This is a genomic window from Shewanella glacialimarina (genome assembly GCF_020511155.1).
Taxonomy (GTDB): Bacteria; Pseudomonadota; Gammaproteobacteria; order Enterobacterales; family Shewanellaceae; genus Shewanella; species Shewanella glacialimarina.
In genome coordinates, this window is the sequence record NZ_CP041216.1 from 1,849,610 (window position 1) to 1,869,831 (window position 20,222).

The window sequence follows — 20,222 nt, forward strand, 5'->3', positions numbered from 1 at the left end:
AAGGAATGTATTGATGTCTTTAAAATCAATTGGCAAAAGGATTGTTGATGTACTCAAGTCCAAATGGGTTATCACAATTATTGGCTTTACATGTTTAGCATTATTAATTTGGTTTGGTGGTCCATTAGTCGCCATAGCAGGATATGAACCTTTAGCATCAGCGGCAGTAAGGGTCATAGTTTTACTTATTATTATCATTATTTGGGGTGTTTTACATTTTTCAAAGCAAATAAACAGTAAAAAGCAAAGTGAGAAAATGGTCGATAGTCTTATTAATGGTGACGAAGGCAGTTCGGTAACAGGGGATGATTTAGTTAAAAGCGAAATCGAAGTGTTACAGAATAAAATGACCCAAGCGTTAGATATTTTAAAGCACACTAAATTAACTAAAAATAAAAGTATTTACGAATTACCCTGGTACATCATGATTGGCCCACCAGGTAGCGGGAAAACCACAGCAATCCAACATTCAGGTTTGGAATATCCCTTAAAAGATAAAATGGGGGTAGATATGATTGAGGGAGTCGGTGGAACTCGGCACTGCGACTGGTGGTTCACTAATAAAGCGGTATTGATAGATACAGCAGGCCGCTATACCACTCAAGATAGTCATATCAAGCAAGATTCTCGTGCTTGGCAAGGTTTTCTAGGGCTACTCAAAAAGTATCGACCTATTCGCCCTATCAATGGGGTGATTATTAGCATGGGAATGTCTGATTTATTAAATCAAACAAAAACTGAGAGAAATTTACATGCTAGAGCGATTAAGCAGCGACTGCAAGAATTACAAAACCAATTAGGCATGACTTTTCCTGTTTATGTACTGCTGTCTAAATCAGATTTAGTTGCTGGTTTCAATGAGTTTTTTGATGATTTAACCAAAGATGAATGTGAACAAATATGGGGTGTAACATTCCCACTAAATATGGATGATGGTAGTGATGTTGTGAGCACTTTTAATAAAGAGTTCCATCACCTGCTATTACATTTAAATGCCAGACTTAATAGCCGTCTAAGGCATGAACGAGATTTAGATCGTAGAGCGGCAATTTATGAGTTTCCAAAACAGTTAAGGCTATTACAAAGTTCAGCGGATGATTTTTTAAAAGAAATCTTTGCTCCTAATGCATATGAAGAAGCGCCATTATTACGAGGGGTATATCTAACGAGTGCCACACAAGAAGGGACCCCTATAGATCATTTATCAACCCATTTATCCAGTGGGTTAAAAAGTAAAACCAGAGTAAATACTACCTATAAAGTACGCAGTTACTTTATAAAACGCTTGCTTGAAGATGTTATTTTTCCAGAAAAAAACTTAGCGTCAACCAATAGGAAACATGTAAACCATAACAAGCTATTGCGTAAGATTTCTGTAGGTATCGCAGCCTCCGTAACCTTGTTGTCAAGTTACCTTTGGTGGCAAAGTTATGACTGGAATAAACAACTTATTGATAATACTTATGCCGATCTAGCTAAATATGAAGCAATCACAAATGGCGGTTTATCTTCAAAATCAGACATTGTTACCTTAACAAAAGGTTTGACTATCATTCGAAATTTGCCTGTCGGTTTTGGAACAGATAAGGCGAATGATGCACAGACTTTTGGCCTCTATCAAGGAGACAAATTAAAACAACCGGCGACAGCTGCATATATTAGGGCGTTAGAAACTCATTTAAGACCTTTTATGCTTGCGGTTCTCAGTGAGGAAATGGACGCCAATGGTGGCCACTTAAATTATCTTTATGAGACATTAAAAACCTACTTGATGCTATATCAATCAGAATACTACAAAGAGGACAATATTAAAGTTTGGTTCTCTGCTTATGCTGACCGCAACATTCAAGGCAGCGTTAATACTGAAGTGCGTCAACAACTCAACACTCATATAGAAACCCTATTAAGCATAGGTATACGCGGAAATAAATATGATGAAGTAGTCGTAGACAGTGCTCGGGCAAATTTGACTATGTTGCCCTTAGTAGAACGTGCTTATCAGCGATTAAAAAGTGATTTTTCCCAAAGCAGTATTCCTGACTTTGAGTTAGTTGATATATTGAGTTTAGATAGCTTAGATGGTTTAGTTTTTACCAGTGGACGGCCGTTTAATCGAGGTATTCCAGGTTTATATACCTTTAATGGTTTTCATGGCATTTTTAATATTGAAAAAAACAAGATCATCAAAAATTTAACTGCAGATAGCTGGGTTTATGGTGATGACTTAACTCACTTAGATGAACAAGCTCGTAAACGTTTAACTGCTGATTTAGAAACTAAGTATATTCGAGATTATATTTTCTACTGGGAGGATTTATTAAGTGATGTTGCTATTAAATCATATTCAACTCTTGAAGAGGCTGAACGTGTCACGGCAGCGTTAGCTAGTCCTGATCAACCTATAAAAACGATTTTAGCCGCAGTACAAAAAAATGTCGAATTAACAAAGTTGCCGATGGAGTCGAATAACTTAAAAGCCGCAGGTGAAGTTGCAAGCAACATTTCAGATGTCGCATTTAGGTCTAAAAAAGCACAATTAAATCGTCTACTACCTGAAACTGCAATTGATCTTAATATGGACTTACCGGGTAAAGAAGTAGAGGTTGCATTTGCTGATATTTTAAAAATAGATCTAACCGAAATCGATCAAATTCAAACCACTCTCAGGGCATTAAATCGAAGTTACAATAAGTTGTTACTTCAGTCTGAAGGCCCTGGGAGCGTAATGAATCAAGCGGTAGAAGAAAGTTTTGCCCAAATGGGATCCAATTTATCCGAGCAACTTATTGATTTACCTTACCCGGTTAAAGGTTGGTTAAGTAATGTTGCTATTCAAACACGTTCATTTGCAAAGTCGAATCAAAGCCAGCGGTTTAATGGAATTTGGCGATCACAAGTGCTTGCTGAATTTGAGCAGGCTATTGCTGGTCGATATCCTTTTAATCGAAGTGCCACAGAAGATGTCAGGCTGAAAGATTTTAGTAAATTCTTTGGTTACGGTGGCACCTTAGATAAGTTTTGGGACCAATACTTAGCCATGCATGTAGATACGAGCAAAAAGCCTTGGCGATTCAAGCGTAATATTGGTATTCGAAATGATGTGTTAACCATGTATCAACGAGCCGAGATTATCAAAGAAGCCTTTTTTGAACCGGGCACTAATCATCCTAGAATCAATTTCTCTCTAGAGCCGCAGCTATTAGATAGCAGTGTGAGCTTATTTCTATTGGAAATGGACTCTCAGCAACTTAAATATCGCCATGGCCCAACAAGGAAAGAAATGTTTATTTGGCCTGGGCCTAGTGCGAATAATGAAACCCGGATCGCCTTTTCTCCGCCTAATGGTGGTCGTTCAATTAATATGAAATATGAAGGGGAGTGGTCTTTTTTCAAGCTGCTTGATGAGTTAAGTAATAAGCGTCCTCAAACCAAAAAGGATGGAAAATTACTCATTAGTTTGAGTGGTTATAATGCTGAATTGATATTGAGTGCTAATAGTGTAAACAATCCATTTTGGATGGCAAATATGGAGAAGTTTACATGTCCAGCCAATCTTTAAAACATATTGGATATTGTGGCAAAGTCCCCGCAAAAGGTGATTTTATTCAACAAGGATTGAATGAGGATTTCTTTAAAAATTGGAATGACTGGCTTAGAGCTGTTATCGCTGTTAGTAAGGAACAGGCAGGGAATAATTGGCTGGAATACTACTTAACAAGTCCAATTTGGCATTTTTCTCTTTCTGCAGGAGTGTGCTGTGATCAAGCCGTTGTTGGAACAGTTATCCCCAGTGTTGATCAGATTGGGAGGCACTATCCATTTACCTTAGCGGGATTTCACACTCAATCAGCATTAAGGGGATGGCGTGACAATACTTGCTCGACAGTATTTGAACAAAATATATTAGCTGTGCTTGAAGATGACATCGCTATGGAAGATTGGTTTAACGCCCTCGCTCAGCATAAATTTACTGTTGGAATAGATACATGTCATTTTTTTGAACATGAATCGATGGATCAAACTAAAAAGGCCTGGGTTTTCCAAGGAGCTGATAATTTAGATCTACTGTCGTTACTTGATTTGCAATATATGCGGCGATTTAAACGATACAGTATTTGGTGGACGGAAGGTTCAGAAGAAGTTGAATCATGTGTGATTGTGACTGAGGGATTACCACCAGTGAGTCAATTTATATCGATGCTGAATGGGCAGTGGATACAACGTGATTGGAATACCGCCAGGATAATTAAGGAAGAAAATACGTGCACTTAAGTCATGCATTAACCCATAGGGGTACAGTAAGGGAAATAAATGAAGACGCTTTTTTAGAATTACCTCACTTAGGGGTTTGGGTTGTTGCTGACGGTATGGGCGGACATGCAGCCGGTGATGTTGCCAGCCAGTTAGTAATTGATGGCATTCAGCAATCATTAGAGTGCTTAACCCCTGAAGAAATTACCGTTGGCATTTTAAAGTCTTCTTTGCAGAACAGTAACCGATTACTTCAGCAGATGAGCCAATCTGATTTTGATGGCAAGGTTGCGGGAAGTACAGTAGTTGTTCTGTGGTTATATGCAGGGCAATACCACTTGCTTTGGGTTGGAGATAGTCGAATATATCGCTCAAGAGATAAATTCTTAGTTCAACTCACTAAAGATCATAGCCAAGTGAATGATATGGTTGATGAAGGTATTCTCGCGCCAGAAGATGCAGAGTCACATCCTTTAGCAAATATTATTACCCGCGCTGTAGGCGTTGATAAAGATTTAGATATTGATTATCAGGTCGGGCCCCTGAAAGAAGGTGATATTTTTCTTTTATGTAGTGATGGGCTTAATAAAGAGTTAAGTGACATAGAAATAGAGCGGACTATTAAAGCAGGAAATATTATTGATTCAGGTTTAGCTCTATTACATTCATCATTAGTACGTAATGCTAGAGATAATGTTACTTGTATTCTCGTTAAAAATGTTCAAGTTACAGCCGTCAAAACTGATGAGTGTGATAAAACCATTCCTGTTTTTATATAACATAATTTATTTATATTTTTTTGAGTATGACTTGTGTTGATATAAATATTTAGTTTAGTATATTGGTTGCTTTATTAATTTTAATAAAACTAAGTTATTAGTAATGTAATATAAGTAAAAATAATTACTTTAGGTGTATTTTTAGGTGTTTGTGTAATTAACGTATGTAATAAATAGTGATTACTATTACATAAAAAACATAAAAAACATTAAAAAGTATTATATCATTTTATTTGTCATAGTTTTAGAATCAAAGTTCATTAAATTCAGGGATTGAATTCAGTTGAGAAAGTTAAAAAATTTATTAATTGATGATTTAATATTGCCTATTACTGATGAAGCGGTAACAGGCAAGGATCCGCGTGAAGATATTAGCCCTACCTCTGCATATTACTTATTAAAAGACGTTCGAAATAATGCACGCGCAAAAGAGCGCAAAGCCCTTACTAACGATGAAGATGTTCTTTCCGTTGCGATAGATTGGCGTCCCATTTTCGAGCAAGTTCCCAGTATGCTTAAAGCCCAAACTAAAGACATTGAATATGTCGCTTGGTTTATTGAGGCCTCATGTCGCTTATATGGTTTTAAAGGACTAAGTTTTGGTTTTTCACTTGCGACATCATTAATTGAAAAGTACTGGGATGATCTTTATCCAACACCTGAGCCAGATGATCTCTCAGAAAGACTCGCACCACTTATCGGCCTTAACGGAATTGATAGTGAAGGCTCGTTAATTCAGCCTATTAAGACAATTCCAATTACAGAAGGTAATTTTGTATTTTCTACTTGGCAGTATGAGCAAGCATTAGATGTTGACCGTTTAGATAACGATAAGCAAGAAAAACGTTTTGAAGCAGGTGCAGTATCACTTGAAGAAGTACAGCTTAGTATTAAAGAAACCTCAGATAATTTCTATATCGAACTCAGTCAAGATATTGATGATGCGATTGAAGCATTTTTGAGATTATCAGATGTGATGGACGAGGTTATGTCTGGTCAACCGCAACCGACTAGTTATATCCGTAAAGCCCTTGAAGCATGCGCTTTACAAATCCGCTCTATATCTGAACCTATATTGGCTAAAAACAATAAAAGTGTTGATGTGCCAACGGAAATTGACGGTAATGAAGGTCCTGCTGCGCATTATACGGGGATAATAGGCGTAGAAAAGCAACTCCATTCACGAGCACAAGCAATTAACCATCTGGAGTCGATAGCGCAATTTTTTAAGCAAACAGAGCCACATTCTCCAATGTCATATGCCATAGAGCAAGTCATACGTTGGAGCGATTTAAGTTTACCTGAGTTATTACAAGAATTAATCCAAGATGGTGAAGCGAGGAATGGCTTCTTCAAGTTATCTGGAATAAAAACTGAAGAATAATCCCTAGTTGATTACTCACAATATTATTGAAAGGAGTTCAAATGAGTGTACATGATCGATTAAAGCGAGTAAGAAAACCCCGCGTCCATATTACCTATGATATCGAAACTGAAGGTGCAGTCGTCAAAAAAGAATTGCCTTTTGTTATTGGTATTACGGGAGACTTTACTGGTCACAATACCGAAAACATTAAACCATTGAAAGACCGCCGTTTTGTACAGATTGACCGTGACAACTTTAACGATGTTCTTAAGCGTATGAGTCCTCAACTAAATATTTCAGTGCCTAATACCTTGGTAGATGATGATTCAGAAATGAATGTCTCCTTACAGTTTAATAGCTTAGAGGATTTCGAACCCGCTGCGATAGTCAACCAAGTTGAACCATTAAAGAAATTAATGGAAACACGTAATAAGCTACGTGATTTAATGACTAAGGTTGACCGTTCAGAGAATCTAGAGAATATTTTAGAAGAAGTATTAAATAACACCACGAGTTTAGACAAACTAGCAGGTGAACTGAATCTTAAAGGAGCTGAGTAATGAGCATGGAAGCCGCTACATTAGATGCTGTATCTGAAGAAAAAACATTAGGTGTGTCAATTCTGGAGCAAGCGATTGGTGCGACAAAGCAAACCGATTCATCACGTGCCGAAGAATTAATTCGTTCATTAACAGAAGAAGCATTAAAAGGTACCGTTCAATGGGATAAAAACCTTACGGTTACATTCAATAAAGCGATTAGCCGCTTAGATGATGTCATTTCTAAGCAGTTATCTGCCATTATGCATAATCGCGAATTGCAAAAACTTGAAGGTAGCTGGCGTGGTCTTCACCACACAGTCAAAAACTCTGAAACGAATGCCACACTTAAAATTCGTATCATGAGTTTATCAAAGAAAGAGCTGCATAAAGATTTAAGCAAAGCCGTTGAGTTTGACCAAAGCCAAATGTTTAAAAAATCTATGAAGCAGAATTTGGCACACCTGGTGGCGAGCCATATGGTTGTTTAGTCGGTGATTACGAATTTAGTAATCATCCAGAAGATGTAGAATCATTATCATTAATGTCCAATGTTGCAGCCGCAGGATTTTGTCCGTTTATTTCTGCAGCAGGATCGTCTTTATTTGGCTTTGATGATTGGACTGAACTCAGCAAGCCACGTGATTTAGAGAAAGTATTTGAATCATTAGAATATACCCAGTGGCGCTCATTTCGTGAAAGCGATGACTCACGCTTTGTTACATTGACAATGCCACGAGTATTGGCTCGTCTACCTTACGGTTCGGCCACCAAACCTGTCGAAGAGTTTTGCTATGAAGAATTTGAGTTAGACGACGGAGGTGGTCGTTCTAAAGTGGCTGGTCATGATGATTATTGCTGGATGAATGCCTCTTATGTTATGGCAACTAATATGGGCCAAGCATTTAGTAAGTACGGTTTCTGTACTGCTATTCGAGGCGCGGAAGGTGGCGGAAAAGTCGAAGGTTTACCTGCGCACGTATTTACCAGTGATGATGGTGACCCAGATCTTAAGTGTCCAACAGAAATTGGGATTACAGACCGTCGTGAAGCCGAACTTAGTAAGTTAGGTTTCTTGCCTTTATGTCACTACAAACATACAGACTATGCTGTTTTCTTTGGCTCTCAGTCGTGTCAAAAACCGAAGATTTTTTCAAACCATGATGCTACAGCTAATGCTGCTATTTCTGCCCGCCTGCCATATTTGATGGCCACATCACGTTTTGCCCATTACTTAAAAGTAATGGCGCGAGATAAGATTGGTAGCTTTATGGAGGCTGATGATGTTGAAGCATGGCTTAACCGTTGGATCTTATCCTTTGTGAATGCTTCTGAAGGTGGTGGTCAGGATATCCGTGCTAAATATCCCCTTGCAGACGCTAAGGTTGAAGTGAAAGAAATTCCTGGTCAACCGGGATCTTATAATGCAGTCGCCTGGCTTCGCCCTTGGTTGCAGATGGAAGAGTTAACCGCTTCTTTACGCTTAGTCGCGAAAATTCCGAAAGTAGGCTAATCACCGTTAGGTGAGCCTCATTTGTTTTCAAGGATAGAAACAAACGATGACGCAAGAAGCTATTTCATTTGTGACAAGTAAAATTTTTAACGAAGACACTGGTGTGAAAACATCAGTGTCTTCGACGCCGCAAAAGCTTAAAAACAAGCATTTGGTTGAACGCTTCCTTAGGGAATCTGATTCAACTCGATCCTTGTTACTGTGGCTAGAGAATTCACATCATTCGTTGACTCTATTTGATAAAACCTCCGTTTTACCATTTCTGCTTAAAGCCATCGATCAAATCGATAAGCAATTAGAGCAACAAATAAACGCCATCATTCATCATGCATCTTTTCAAGCCTTAGAAGCTAGCTGGCGCGGGGTACTTTATCTTGTTGAACAGCAAAACATGCACGATAAAGATCAAAAAGTAAAAGTTAAAATGTTGGACTGCTGTTGGCAAACGTTATCAAAAGATATAAATAAAGCGATTGAATTCGACCAAAGTGAATTTTTTAAACTTATTTATAATAATGAATACGATATGTCAGGAGGTGAACCTTTTGGTGCGCTAATTGGCGATTATCAGATTAGCCATAAAAATCGTCCTGGTGTATCGATGAGTGACATTGATGTTTTAAAAGATATATCACGCACCGCAGCAGCCGCTTTTGCTCCTTTCATTGCCTCAGCAAGTCCATCGTTATTTGGTGCGGACGATTTCTCCGATCTTTCTGCACATATGAATATTGGTAAAATTTTTGAGCAACAAGAATATATAAAGTGGAACTCACTACGCAAAATGGATGATGCGAGATTTATTGGACTTACATTACCCAATATCTTGATGCGTTCACCTTATCTAATTGATGGAACTCGCAGTGAAGGTTTTAAGTTTAAAGAGTCGATTAAAAATCCTAAGAAAGATCATTTGTGGGGAAATGCCGCTTATGCTTTTGGCGGGGTCATTATTCGTGCATTTAGTGAATCAGGTTGGTTTGGTCAAATAAGAGGTCTTGAGCCTGGGGCGCGCAAAAAGGGTTTAGTGTGTGATTTGGCGGTATGCCAATATGAAACGGATTTATACCGAAAGCGCAATAAACCATCAATTGATTTATTAATCAGTGATAAGGCAGAAAAAGCCCTGTCAGACTTAGGCTTTATTCCTCTGTCGCCTGTATCAGGCTGTGAACATTTAGTTTTTTATAGTAATGCCTCAGTACAACAACCGCCTAAATACGAACTACTAGAAGACAGTATCAATGCAAAGTTGTCCTCAATGTTGCAATACATCCTATGTGTTTCTCGTTTTGCACATTACATCAAAGTTATTGGGCGCGAAAAAATAGGGTCTTTACAGTCAGCAGAAGCTTGTCAGCGAGATCTGCAATTATGGTTACATAAATATACCACGGCATCTGAAGTGTCGTCAGAAGATGTGAGAAGCCAATACCCATTACGTAACGCACAAGTTCAAGTTAGAGAAATGCGGGGTAAACCTGGGCATTATTACTCAATTATCCAACTTCAACCTCACTTTCAATTGGACCAGATGGTATCTAGCATAAAGCTGGTTACTGAACTTACGTCAAGAAACTAATTTTAAAAAAGGTATGCAATGAATAAGATCCAACAAATGCTTAACAATGGTCAGCTACAAGAAGCAATTTCATATGTTGAAAGTAAGCTAAGAGATGATCCTATAAATGTAGATTTTAAAAGTGCTCATATTGAGCTCTTGTGCATTAATGGGTCACTTGAACGGGCTGATAAGCAGTTAAATTTTTTGGTGCAAAAGCATCCTGACTTCTTAATAGGAGCCGCCAATTTACGTCAATTAATTCGCGCAGAACAGGCACGTCAGGATTTTATGAAAGGCCAAGCTGTGCCTAAATTATTTGCTGATGCAGATCCACATGGCAAGGCTTTAATGAAGTTAAGGCTGGCATTGGCAGATGGGCAAGATGATGTTGTCCAATGTGCACTAAATTTAGAGCAACAGCGTCCTCAAGTTAATCTCGAGCTAGATGGAAGAATAAGTGAGGAAATACGAGATCTGGATGACACTTTAGGAGGATTTATTGAGGTTTTTGGCACCGATGGACACTATTATTTAGCGCAATTATCAGAGATCGATTACATCAATTTCAAGCCTGTTTCATCATTGATTGAAAATGTTTGGCGTCGTGTTGAACTGGCAATTAAAAATGGTCCAAGTGGTGAAGCTCACATACCCATGGTTTATGGGGGGAGCGAAACAGATGCTCAAAAGTTGGGGCGTGAAACCGATTGGCAAGAAATTGCTACGGACATCATGGTCGGTAAAGGATTAAAAATGTGGTTTGTTGATGATAAGGCAAGCCCATTAAGCCAGTTCAAAAAAATAAACACACCAGTGATCCAATAGGCTTAATAAGTGAAAAAAGCTCAGCCAATAATGGCATCTGTGTTAGATAGGCTTATTGACGATGCTCCTGATGAACAAGATATCAAAGACAGTCATCGCGGCCTTAATTTACGTCAATTAAGGGCCAATGTACGCCGTGATCTTGAAAATTTGTTAAATGCAAAATTGCAGTGGCAGACTTGGCCTGAACATTTAGTAGAGCTAGATAAGTCACTCATGAATTATGGTTTACGTGACTTTTCCTCCATGCCTGTCGCAAGTCTAGATGGTCGTCAGTTGTTATGTCAGCAAGTAGCAGAGACCATAAAACGCTTTGAGCCAAGATTTGTAGAAGTGATGGTTGAAACGGTTGATAAAGAACAACCATTAGACAGAGTGCTTAGATTAAAAATCAATGCGCTGCTATATGCAGATCCTGAACCAGAATTTATTACTTTTGACTCAGAAGTAGAACCAGTGCATTTAGCCATGATAGTGAATGAGGCGTCATTGTGAACCAAGAATTACTAGAATATTACAATCGTGAACTTGCGTTTATTCGTCATATGGGGTCTGAGTTTGCAGAGCAGTACCCCAAGGTTGCAGGACGGCTTAGATTGAGTGATGAGCATGTAGAGGATCCACATGTATCAAGACTCATTGAGGCATTTTCATTACTCACGGCACAAATAAGACAAAAGTTGGATGATAGTTTTCCTGAATTAACCGAAGCACTATTAGGTCAACTATACCCTGATTATCAAGCGCCTATTCCCTCTATGTCAGTTATTCAGCTTACAACTGAAAATCTATCAACAACCGGAGTGCAATTGCCAAAAGGTACTCAGGTTGAAACACAGGTTGAAGGGATGAAGTCATGCCAATTTAAAACATGTTATGACATGAAACTGTGGCCAATTAAAGTAAAAAAGGCGCAATTTCAAAATGCTCCTTTTAATGCTCCCGAGCCTCAATGGCCTGAACGTGCACAGGCTATTATTAAGCTTGATATTACGTGTGAGTTTGAAGAAATCAATATGCCTAGCTTAGGCGTAGACAAACTGCGTTTCTTTCTTAATGGACAAGACCATCAAACATTTCAGCTATACCAATTACTGTTCGAGCATAGCTTAGGTTTTGCATTGGTAAATGAAAGCCAATCAGTCTGTAAGTTCTTAACAAAACGCCATTTACAATCTGTTGGATTTGATGATGCGGAGCAAGTTATTCCCTATAGTCAGCGCAGTAGTGCAGGTTATCGATTATTACTAGAAAACTTTATTTTTCCTGAGAAATTTCTTTTTTTTGATATTGATGATTTATCAGATAGTTGGCAAGGCCTTGATAGTAAGTTTTCGTTATATATTTATCTTCAGGAAGGTTCATCCGATCTTGAGAAACAAGTAACAGCAAGCCATTTTTTATTAGGTTGTACACCAATCATTAACCTATTTGAGCAGAAATTAGAATCAGTAAGCATCGATGGTGCACAGTATGAGTATAAGTTAGCCGCGCGTTATGCTGATGCCGAAGTGACAGAAATCATCAATGTGCAAGAGGTTACTGCATTTGATCCCAAAGATAACAAAGTAGCCGTTACGCCATTTTATGGTGAGTCTCATCCACAATATCTTGGTCACAGTAACTTGTTTTGGCATGTTAGACGGGAATCTGCGAGTTGGGCTGGTGGCTATAGTGAGCAGGGGACCGAGTCCTATTTATCATTGGTCGATCATCATTTTAAAGGGTTTACCGCAGAGGAAGGCTATGGCTCGTGGGTGCTCAGTATTAACGCGCTTTGCAGTAACCGAAATCTACCCGCGCATTTACCATTTAGTACCGATGAACCTAAAATGTTTGTCCCTGAACGGGCTGATATTATTAAACAAGTTAAATGCTTATTAGCGCCGACATTACCAGTAAGGGCTGCACTAAGCGATGCTTCCCGTTGGCAATTAGTCAGCCACCTCTCAATTGATAGCTTTAGTGGTCCTAATGCTCTTAATAATTTAAAACAGACACTTAAGTTGTATGACTTTAAATGCTCGCCTGAAAATAAGAAATTGATTGAAAATATTTACCAAGTGAATGTGACTACTGACACAGCAAGAGTTAACCAAAGTGGACGTATAAGTTTTTGCAGTGGCAGTCATATAGAAATTACCTTTATTAATGATCATTATTCAGGCAGTGGAGTATTTTTCTTTTGTTGTATTTTAGACCATTTTTTTGCGCAGTTTTCCGTTGTTAATAGCTTTACTCGGCTGAGTATGCGATTTAAAGACCAAGATGCTATTTACCATACTTGGCCTGCTCGAGCAGGGAAGATACCGCTGCTATGAATTTACAAGCCATATTTGATGCGCCTACAGAGTATGATTTTTACCAAGCGGTATATCAATTTCAGCAGCAGCTTTCAAAACAGCAACAAGGTTTTAAGGTGGGGTATGATTCTATTCCGTCTTCAGAACTATTGCGGTTTAAGTCGGATCAGCACCTAGGATTCCCAGGCCAGGCCATCAGTCGTATTAATCCCAAAGAGAGCAAGCAAACAACAAAAAAATCTGCTGAAATTCATGTGTCATTTATGGGTTTAACAGGTCCAAGTGGTGTGTTACCACAGCATTATACCGAACTCGTATTAGAGCGGTTGCGCTTGAAAGACAGCGGTATGCGCGATTTTTATGATCTTTTTAATCATCGTCTTATATCGCTTTTTTATCGTGCTTGGGAGAAATATCGGTTTGCAGTTAATTATGAGTCAGCGGATAAGGGGCCAAAAGATACTTTTACCCATGTCTTAAGCCAATTAAGTGGTGAGCATTCTTACCACCGATATTACAGCGGTTTTTATCAGCGAAAATCACCCAGTGCAGAGTCGTTAAGAATGATGCTAGAAGACTTCACTGGTTGTGATGTTGAAGTATTATCTTTTCAGGGGCGGTGGCAATATTTAGCGGCCACAGAGCAAACACGATTGGCGAGTCGAATGCAACCTGAAGGTCAGTATGCTCGTTTGGGCGTTGATGCCAGCATAGGTGACAGAGTATGGGATATTAACTCAAGCATTACTATCAATATTAAGCCGAATAAACAGTCGACTGTAGCTGCATTTATGCCGGGTGAACCAGGTTATGCCCCTTTGAAGGACCTAGTCATTAGCTATTTAGGTCTGTCTGTTAAGCATAAGATTTATTTAGAAATAAAACAACAAGATGCCCCTAAAGCACAGCTGTCAAAGTCAGCAGTCCCGTTAGGGTTAGGGTGTGGATTATTAAACCGTGCAGAGCATGGTCAACACTTAAAACGATTAATGATATAACAAATAAGGGACTATATATGTCAGCAATGACTCTGAGTAAATTGGTCGAAAAACTTAATCCTGTTTGCCGAAAATCTTTAGAATCTGCCGCCAGTATTTGCCATAGCCGTAGTCAATTTACAGTTGAAATTGAACATTGGTTAATAGCGTTATTAGAAAGCGAATCAGGTGACTTTGATATAATTAATGCCAGCTTCTCTGTCCATAAAGATCAGCTTATTGCTGAAGTTCGTCAAGGACTTGAAAAGTTTAAAACAGGAAACAGTGCCGCGCCAAGCTTGTCGCCGCATATTGTAAACTTACTTCGACAGTCTTGGTTAAATACCAGTATAGAGTTTAATGATAGCGAAGTTCGAGTTGCTTATATAATTTATACTCTTCTTGCAGATGATTCTCTTAATTCATTAATTTCTCGCTCTGCCAAACAATTAATGAAAATTGATCCTGCACAATTAAAACACGCTTGGCCGCAACTAGCCCGTCAATCATCGGAGCATAGAGTATCAAGTGCTGATATTGAAGAAACCCAAGCAGCACCAAGCAAAACACCTAATCTAGACCAGTTTACCCAAGATCTTACTGCGCAAGCGTGTTTAGGTAAAATTGACCCTATTCTAGGTCGCGACAATGAAATCAGACAGATGATTGATATTTTGACTCGACGTCGGCAAAACAATCCAATCCTAACGGGAGAGGCGGGAGTTGGGAAAACCGCGGTTGTTGAAGGTTTAGCACTTAAAATTGCTCAAAAAGAAGTACCTGATGCATTACTTAATTTGAGAATTCATGTACTTGACTTAGCTTTGTTACAAGCTGGAGCCGGTGTCAAAGGTGAATTTGAAAATAGACTCAAAGCATTAATCAATGAAGTTAAAAATGCTGTAAAGCCGATTATATTATTTATCGATGAAGCGCACACTATGATCGGAAGTGGTGGACAAGCTGGACAAAACGATGCCGCAAACTTACTTAAGCCAGCTTTAGCAAGAGGAGAGTTAAGGACTATAGCCGCCACAACATGGGCAGAATATAAGAAGTTTTTTGAAAAAGATGCAGCACTAGCCCGGCGTTTTCAAGTCGTAAAAATAGAAGAACCAAGCCCTGAACAGGCTATAGATATGATGCGCGGTTTATTACCTGTTATGGAAAGTCATCATAAGATCCTCGTATCAGATCAAGCACTTTGTGCTGCGGTAAATCTATCCCATCGTTATATAACAGGGCGCCAGTTACCAGATAAAGCGGTGAGCTTATTGGATACAGCCTGTGCCAGAGTAGCAATGAGCCAGGCTTCAACTCCGGGTGCTGTTGAGGTAATACAACGCAAAATTCAACAATTAGAAACACAAATAATGATCTTGAATAGAGAGCAGAAAAATGGCTCAGATCACAATAAAGTACTATCCGAATTAGTCAAAAAACAGAAGTTGTTTGAAAAAGACCTTAGACCGCTTGTAGAACAATGGCAATCAGAGCTAGAAACGGTAAAAAGTATTGCCGCTTTAGTAACACAAATTCAAAATGAGCCAAAGGAATTTGCTAATTTAGTCACCCAACTATCAGAATACAAGCAAAAACTTACGAGTAATAAACAGCCAATGGTGCATTGGCAAGTTGATGATCAACTCGTGGCTGAAGTTATTTCGGATTGGACAGGTATTCCTGCTGGTAAAATGCAAGATGATGAAATAAAAACAATTTTAAATCTAAAAGATGTCATGGCAAAGCGAGTAATAGGTCAAGATCACGCATTAGATTTAATTGCTAAAACGGTGCAAACATCACGTGCTCAACTAGGTGATGAAAAACGTCCAATTGGTGTGTTTTTATTAGCAGGCCCAAGTGGCGTTGGTAAGACAGAAACAGCATTAACTTTAGCCGAACAAGTCTATGGCAGTGAAGATAATGTGACCATAATCAATATGTCTGAATTTAAAGAAGAGCATAAAGTGTCGCTCTTATTAGGCTCGCCTCCGGGTTATGTTGGGTATGGTGAAGGTGGAGTATTAACTGAAGCAGTACGACGTAAACCTTACAGTGTAATTTTACTTGATGAAATGGAGAAGGCACACCCAGGAGTGCAGGATATTTTTTATCAAGTATTTGATAAAGGGACAATAAAAGACGGTGAAGGGCGTGATGTCGATTTTAAAAACACCATTATTATTATGACATCTAATGCGGGAACTGATACTACAATGGCGCTATTTGAAGATGAAGATATCGCACCGTCAATAAGTGGACTACGAAAAGCCCTTCAAGATGACTTATTAGCGTACTTTAAACCAGCATTTTTAGGCCGCCTTAATGTTATTCCTTATATACCACTAACTCAGCAGATGCTTAATGAAATAACTAGACTGCAATTACAGCGAGTTGGACAACGTTTAGTTACCCATTACCAGGCTAAATTTAGTTACAGCGATGATGTTGTCACCAAGATTGTGTCTATGTGCCAAGATGCCGGTTCTGGCGCTCGTAATGTGCACAATATTTTACAAAACACCATGCTGCCAGATTTATCCATTAAGATTTTACAGAATATGGCAGTAAATAAAAAAACAGTAAATGTAAAAGTAAATATCGAAAAGGAAGAGTTTACTTATAAGGTATAAATATAATTATTAAATCAGATGTTATTAAAAAGTATTAGATTTAGTATTTTCTAATCCTTATTAAATTTCAAATTAATAAGTTTTAAGGGCGATATATTCTGCAAGCGTTTGTTTTTTAAGGTTTGAGTTGTTTATTTAATATTTTTACATTCCTTTCGTAAGGATAATTGATTATGAATCTACCTTTGATATAATATTTTTGCTTTAGACGTAATTCTACTTTTTAAATAATTGGTAACTTAAGGTCAATTTTTTTCAAAGTGCATTTTTAATAAATTGAAATATTAAGTTTGATTGTGAACTTATATAAACCTGTCCATTAATGGATGACATATACGCAAAAGGAGCATTAATAATGCAAGCGAACACATATCTAGATTATGAAGGAATTAAAGGCGAAACTACCGCTGAAGAATTTAAAGACATGATCACTGTACTTTCTGTCGATTGGAATGTAAGCCGTGAAATTTCTTCTTTCACAGGTACAGCAAAAGATCGTGAAGCAAGTTCTACTCGCTTAGGTGACGTGACTATTACTAAATTACAAGATAATGCTTCTACTGATATCTTTAAAGAAGCGACTATTGGTAAAGGTAAAAAAGCTGTTTTTCATATCACTAAACAAGGTGATAAAATTGAAGAAATCATGCAAATTGAATTAACAGATGCAATGATTTCTAGCTATAGCGTTTCTGTACATGGTGATCGTCCAGTTGAGACTATTACCATCAGCTACACTGAAATGATGATGGCTGTTACTCCTACTGATGATAAAAATAACATTACTGCAGCGCTACGTTATGGCTATAGCGGTGTTAAAGGTCAACAAATGTAATTTGTTTGTGATCTTGAATCCTGGGGAACGTGTTTCCCCGGGTTCTTTATCTTAAAAGACTGAGGCAAGGAATGCTTAAGGCCACTCAAAAAAATAATATTATCAGTATTACCACTCCTCTTGGTAAGGATATCCTTTACCTCACACATTTTACTGCCACTGAAGCTATATCACAGCTATTCTCTATCAGTGTGTCAATGTTTACCGTTGGTAAGCAAATCAACCTTGAAAGTTTGGTCGGTAAGAATGTGTGCATTACTTTGCGAAATGCACAAAGTGCAGGAGCTGTTCGATACTTCCATGGAGTGGTAAGCCATATTGAATCCGCAGGAATGCGTACAGCGGCATCTGATGTAGCTGAAGATTATATTGATTATCATGCTGTCATTGTACCGCGTGCAGCATTAATGAAAAAACGCACCAACTGTCGTATTTTTCAAAACAAGTCCGTCATTGATATTCTTACTGATTTATTTGGTCAGCACGGTGTTAGCTTTCAAAATAAAACCACCCGGACCTATCCTAAATATGAGTACTGTGTTCAGTACCTAGAGTCAGATTTAGATTTCATTAATCGCTTATTGCAGCAAGAAGGTATTTTTTACTTTTTTGACCATAGTTTAAGTGATCACAAGTTGGTATTAGCAGATGATATTACTGCCTATAATACCTGTGATGAAGCCCAGGTTCGTTGTTTTTCTGGTCATTTAGCTGAGTCACATGTGTCCCATTGGCAAGGGGGGATGAGCATGGTTAGCGGTGGCTTCATGAATAAGGGGTATGATTATACTCAGCCGAAAAAGTTTCCTTCTGGTAGTAACGCCAAAGCTAGTCTACCAGAGCAGAAGCCACTTGAAGTCTTTGAGTACCTAGGTGAGTCCGAATTCAATAAACGCTCACAGCCTGTAGCTAATAACCAGCTTGAAGCCTGTCAAAAAGACATGAATAAATGCAGTGGCCAAAGCGACTGTCGCAGTTTTACTGTGGGTAAATTCTTTACTTTTAAAGATCATGAAAACAGCAGTTATAAAGGGAAGAGTTTTCTTGTTAGCGCATTGAGAACATCTGCCACCCAACCGAACCAGTCTGGTGCAAGTCAGAGTGGCTCCGGCTCTGTCTACCAAAATGATTTTGAATGTGTTCCTAATACCATAGCTTATCGCAGCACCTCTTTACTTAGAAAACCATTAATTAATGGTGTTCAAACTGCGGTTGTCACGGGGGAACCAGGCGATGAACAACATATTGATAAGTTTGGTCGGGTAAAAGTTCAGTTTCATTGGGATAGAGAAGGTGAGTTTAATTCTAAGAGTTCATGTTGGATCCGTGTGGCTCAAAGCTGGGCGGGTAATAAATGGGGTGCATTTTTCTTCCCTAGAGTGGGACAAGAAGTTCTAGTTGAATTTATTAATGGCGATCCTGATCAACCTATCATTAGTGGCGCTGTGTATAATGCTGACTTAATGCCGCCGTACGCATTACCATCTAAGAAAACACAATCGGGTATTAAATCTCATAGCACAAAAGATGGTGGCGCTGATAACTACAACGAGTTACGTTTTGATGATGAAAAAGGTAAGGAATTATTATTCTTCCAAGCCGAGAAGGATCATCAGCTTAATGTCAAAAATGACCAGAAAGATAAAGTGGGTAATGATCGTTTTACAGAAGTCATTAATAATGACAATGGCAAAGTTGGCAATGATCGTAAAATTGAAATTAGCAATAATGACACAGTTAAAGTGGGTAAAGTGTTAAATATTGAAGCCGGCAACGAAATTGTCATTAAAACCGGTAGTGCAAGTATCAAGATGAGTAGTGATGGCTCTATTTCAATTGAAGGAACCAATATCAAAATCAAAGGTACTGATATTAAAGTCAATGGGACGAGTATTGCACTTAAAGCTGCTCAAATTAAGTTAAATTAATCATGTCTATTATTGCCTATTCTGGGGGTGGTCATTTAGGTACATTTTGCCGTGGGCATGAATTAGTGTGCCAATTTGGTTACTCTCATTTGATTTGTAAACCAGTTGATAAGCCACAAGATCCATTATTAAATCTTCCTGATATGTCCGTTGTAGTCAGTGCAACATTTGGCGAGCAGTTCTTATTAAGTCGCCATAGTTGGAAAAATGAGACAGATATATTGAGTCGTATTTATCATTATCTTATAGCAGATGATTATGCTGGGGTTCCGTTATCTGAAAGCGAATTAGTGTCGGCTATATCGATTGCATTTGAGCAACGATTACTATTGGTTATTCCAATAGATAAAGACTGATATATTCAATTGACTTAATCCGTTTTTAAAACACAAATAAAGGAATATTTGATGGGAATGCCCGCTGCAACGTTATCTTGTATGCATATTTGCCCCAAAGTTAACCCAGGTCCTGTCCCGCATGTCGGAGGCCCAATTATTATGGGGTCTGGCAATGTACTAATCGGTTCTCTGCCCGCTGCACGCAAAGGCGATAAGCTAATTTGTGTCGGGCCGCCAGATACGATCAATGCTGGGTCTAGCTCTGTAATGATCAACGGTAAACCTGCTGCACGATTAGGTGATGGTACCGCTCATGGTGGAAAAATCATTGTAGGAAATCCTACCGTGATGATCGGCTAACTATACAA

15 protein-coding genes and 1 pseudogene are annotated in these 20,222 nt (G+C 38.5%); all 16 read left to right on the plus strand.

The window, feature by feature from the left end; translation table 11 throughout:
- Positions 1–13 precede the first annotated feature (13 nt).
- The 16 genes and pseudogenes from tssM to FJ709_RS08020 all read left to right on the plus strand — a co-directional run bounded on the left by tssM (position 14) and on the right by FJ709_RS08020 (position 20,214).
- Positions 14–3,559 carry a type VI secretion system membrane subunit TssM gene (gene tssM / locus FJ709_RS07945; protein ID WP_226415218.1) on the plus strand — a complete coding sequence of 1,182 codons (3,546 nt, stop codon included), beginning with the start codon at positions 14–16 and terminating at the stop codon, positions 3,557–3,559.
- Positions 3,541–4,272 carry a type VI secretion system-associated protein TagF gene (gene tagF, locus FJ709_RS07950; RefSeq protein ID WP_226415220.1) on the plus strand — a complete coding sequence of 244 codons (732 nt, stop codon included), beginning with the start codon at positions 3,541–3,543 and terminating at the stop codon, positions 4,270–4,272. Before tssM ends, tagF begins: the two co-directional genes overlap by 19 nt.
- Positions 4,263–5,030, plus strand: coding sequence for a PP2C family protein-serine/threonine phosphatase (locus FJ709_RS07955; protein WP_226415222.1), 768 nt, complete (start codon positions 4,263–4,265; stop codon positions 5,028–5,030). The genes tagF and FJ709_RS07955 overlap by 10 nt, the downstream gene beginning before the upstream one ends.
- A 283-nt stretch (positions 5,031–5,313) precedes the next feature.
- Positions 5,314–6,414, plus strand: coding sequence for a type VI secretion system protein TssA (gene tssA / locus FJ709_RS07960; protein ID WP_226415225.1), 1,101 nt, complete (start codon positions 5,314–5,316; stop codon positions 6,412–6,414).
- Positions 6,415–6,455: 41 nt separating this feature from the next.
- The gene (tssB, locus tag FJ709_RS07965) at positions 6,456–6,956 is read left to right on the plus strand and encodes a type VI secretion system contractile sheath small subunit (RefSeq protein ID WP_226415228.1); all 501 of its coding nucleotides are present in this window, start codon (positions 6,456–6,458) and stop codon (positions 6,954–6,956) included.
- Positions 6,956–8,448, plus strand: a pseudogene (gene tssC, locus FJ709_RS07970) (type VI secretion system contractile sheath large subunit). Before tssB ends, tssC (FJ709_RS07970) begins: the two are co-directional and overlap by 1 nt.
- A 46-nt stretch (positions 8,449–8,494) precedes the next feature.
- A complete protein-coding gene (gene tssC, locus FJ709_RS07975) occupies positions 8,495–10,030 on the plus strand; it encodes a type VI secretion system contractile sheath large subunit (RefSeq protein ID WP_226415230.1) in 1,536 nt (511 codons plus the stop codon).
- 18 nt (positions 10,031–10,048) lie between these two features.
- Positions 10,049–10,837 carry a type VI secretion system accessory protein TagJ gene (locus FJ709_RS07980; RefSeq protein WP_226415233.1) on the plus strand — a complete coding sequence of 263 codons (789 nt, stop codon included), beginning with the start codon at positions 10,049–10,051 and terminating at the stop codon, positions 10,835–10,837.
- Positions 10,838–10,867: 30 nt separating this feature from the next.
- Entirely contained in the window at positions 10,868–11,332 is a 465-nt protein-coding gene (tssE, locus tag FJ709_RS07985) for a type VI secretion system baseplate subunit TssE (protein WP_226415895.1), read from the plus strand.
- A complete protein-coding gene (gene tssF, locus FJ709_RS07990) occupies positions 11,329–13,158 on the plus strand; it encodes a type VI secretion system baseplate subunit TssF (RefSeq protein WP_226415236.1) in 1,830 nt (609 codons plus the stop codon). Before tssE ends, tssF begins: the two co-directional genes overlap by 4 nt.
- The gene (tssG, locus tag FJ709_RS07995) at positions 13,155–14,138 is read left to right on the plus strand and encodes a type VI secretion system baseplate subunit TssG (protein ID WP_226415239.1); all 984 of its coding nucleotides are present in this window, start codon (positions 13,155–13,157) and stop codon (positions 14,136–14,138) included. The genes tssF and tssG overlap by 4 nt, the downstream gene beginning before the upstream one ends.
- A 17-nt stretch (positions 14,139–14,155) precedes the next feature.
- Entirely contained in the window at positions 14,156–16,753 is a 2,598-nt protein-coding gene (tssH, locus tag FJ709_RS08000; RefSeq protein ID WP_226415242.1) for a type VI secretion system ATPase TssH, read from the plus strand.
- A 355-nt stretch (positions 16,754–17,108) separates the two neighbouring features.
- On the plus strand, positions 17,109–17,588 hold the full coding sequence (locus FJ709_RS08005; RefSeq protein WP_226415244.1) for an Hcp family type VI secretion system effector: 480 nt from the start codon (positions 17,109–17,111) through the stop codon (positions 17,586–17,588).
- A 71-nt stretch (positions 17,589–17,659) separates the two neighbouring features.
- Complete coding sequence (tssI, locus tag FJ709_RS08010) at positions 17,660–19,516, plus strand: type VI secretion system tip protein TssI/VgrG (RefSeq protein ID WP_226415247.1); 1,857 nt, start codon at positions 17,660–17,662, stop codon at positions 19,514–19,516.
- A 2-nt stretch (positions 19,517–19,518) separates the two neighbouring features.
- The gene (locus tag FJ709_RS08015; protein WP_226415250.1) at positions 19,519–19,872 is read left to right on the plus strand and encodes a hypothetical protein; all 354 of its coding nucleotides are present in this window, start codon (positions 19,519–19,521) and stop codon (positions 19,870–19,872) included.
- Between the two features lie 51 nt (positions 19,873–19,923).
- Entirely contained in the window at positions 19,924–20,214 is a 291-nt protein-coding gene (locus FJ709_RS08020; protein ID WP_226415252.1) for a PAAR domain-containing protein, read from the plus strand.
- The last annotated feature ends 8 nt before the right edge of the window (positions 20,215–20,222 follow it).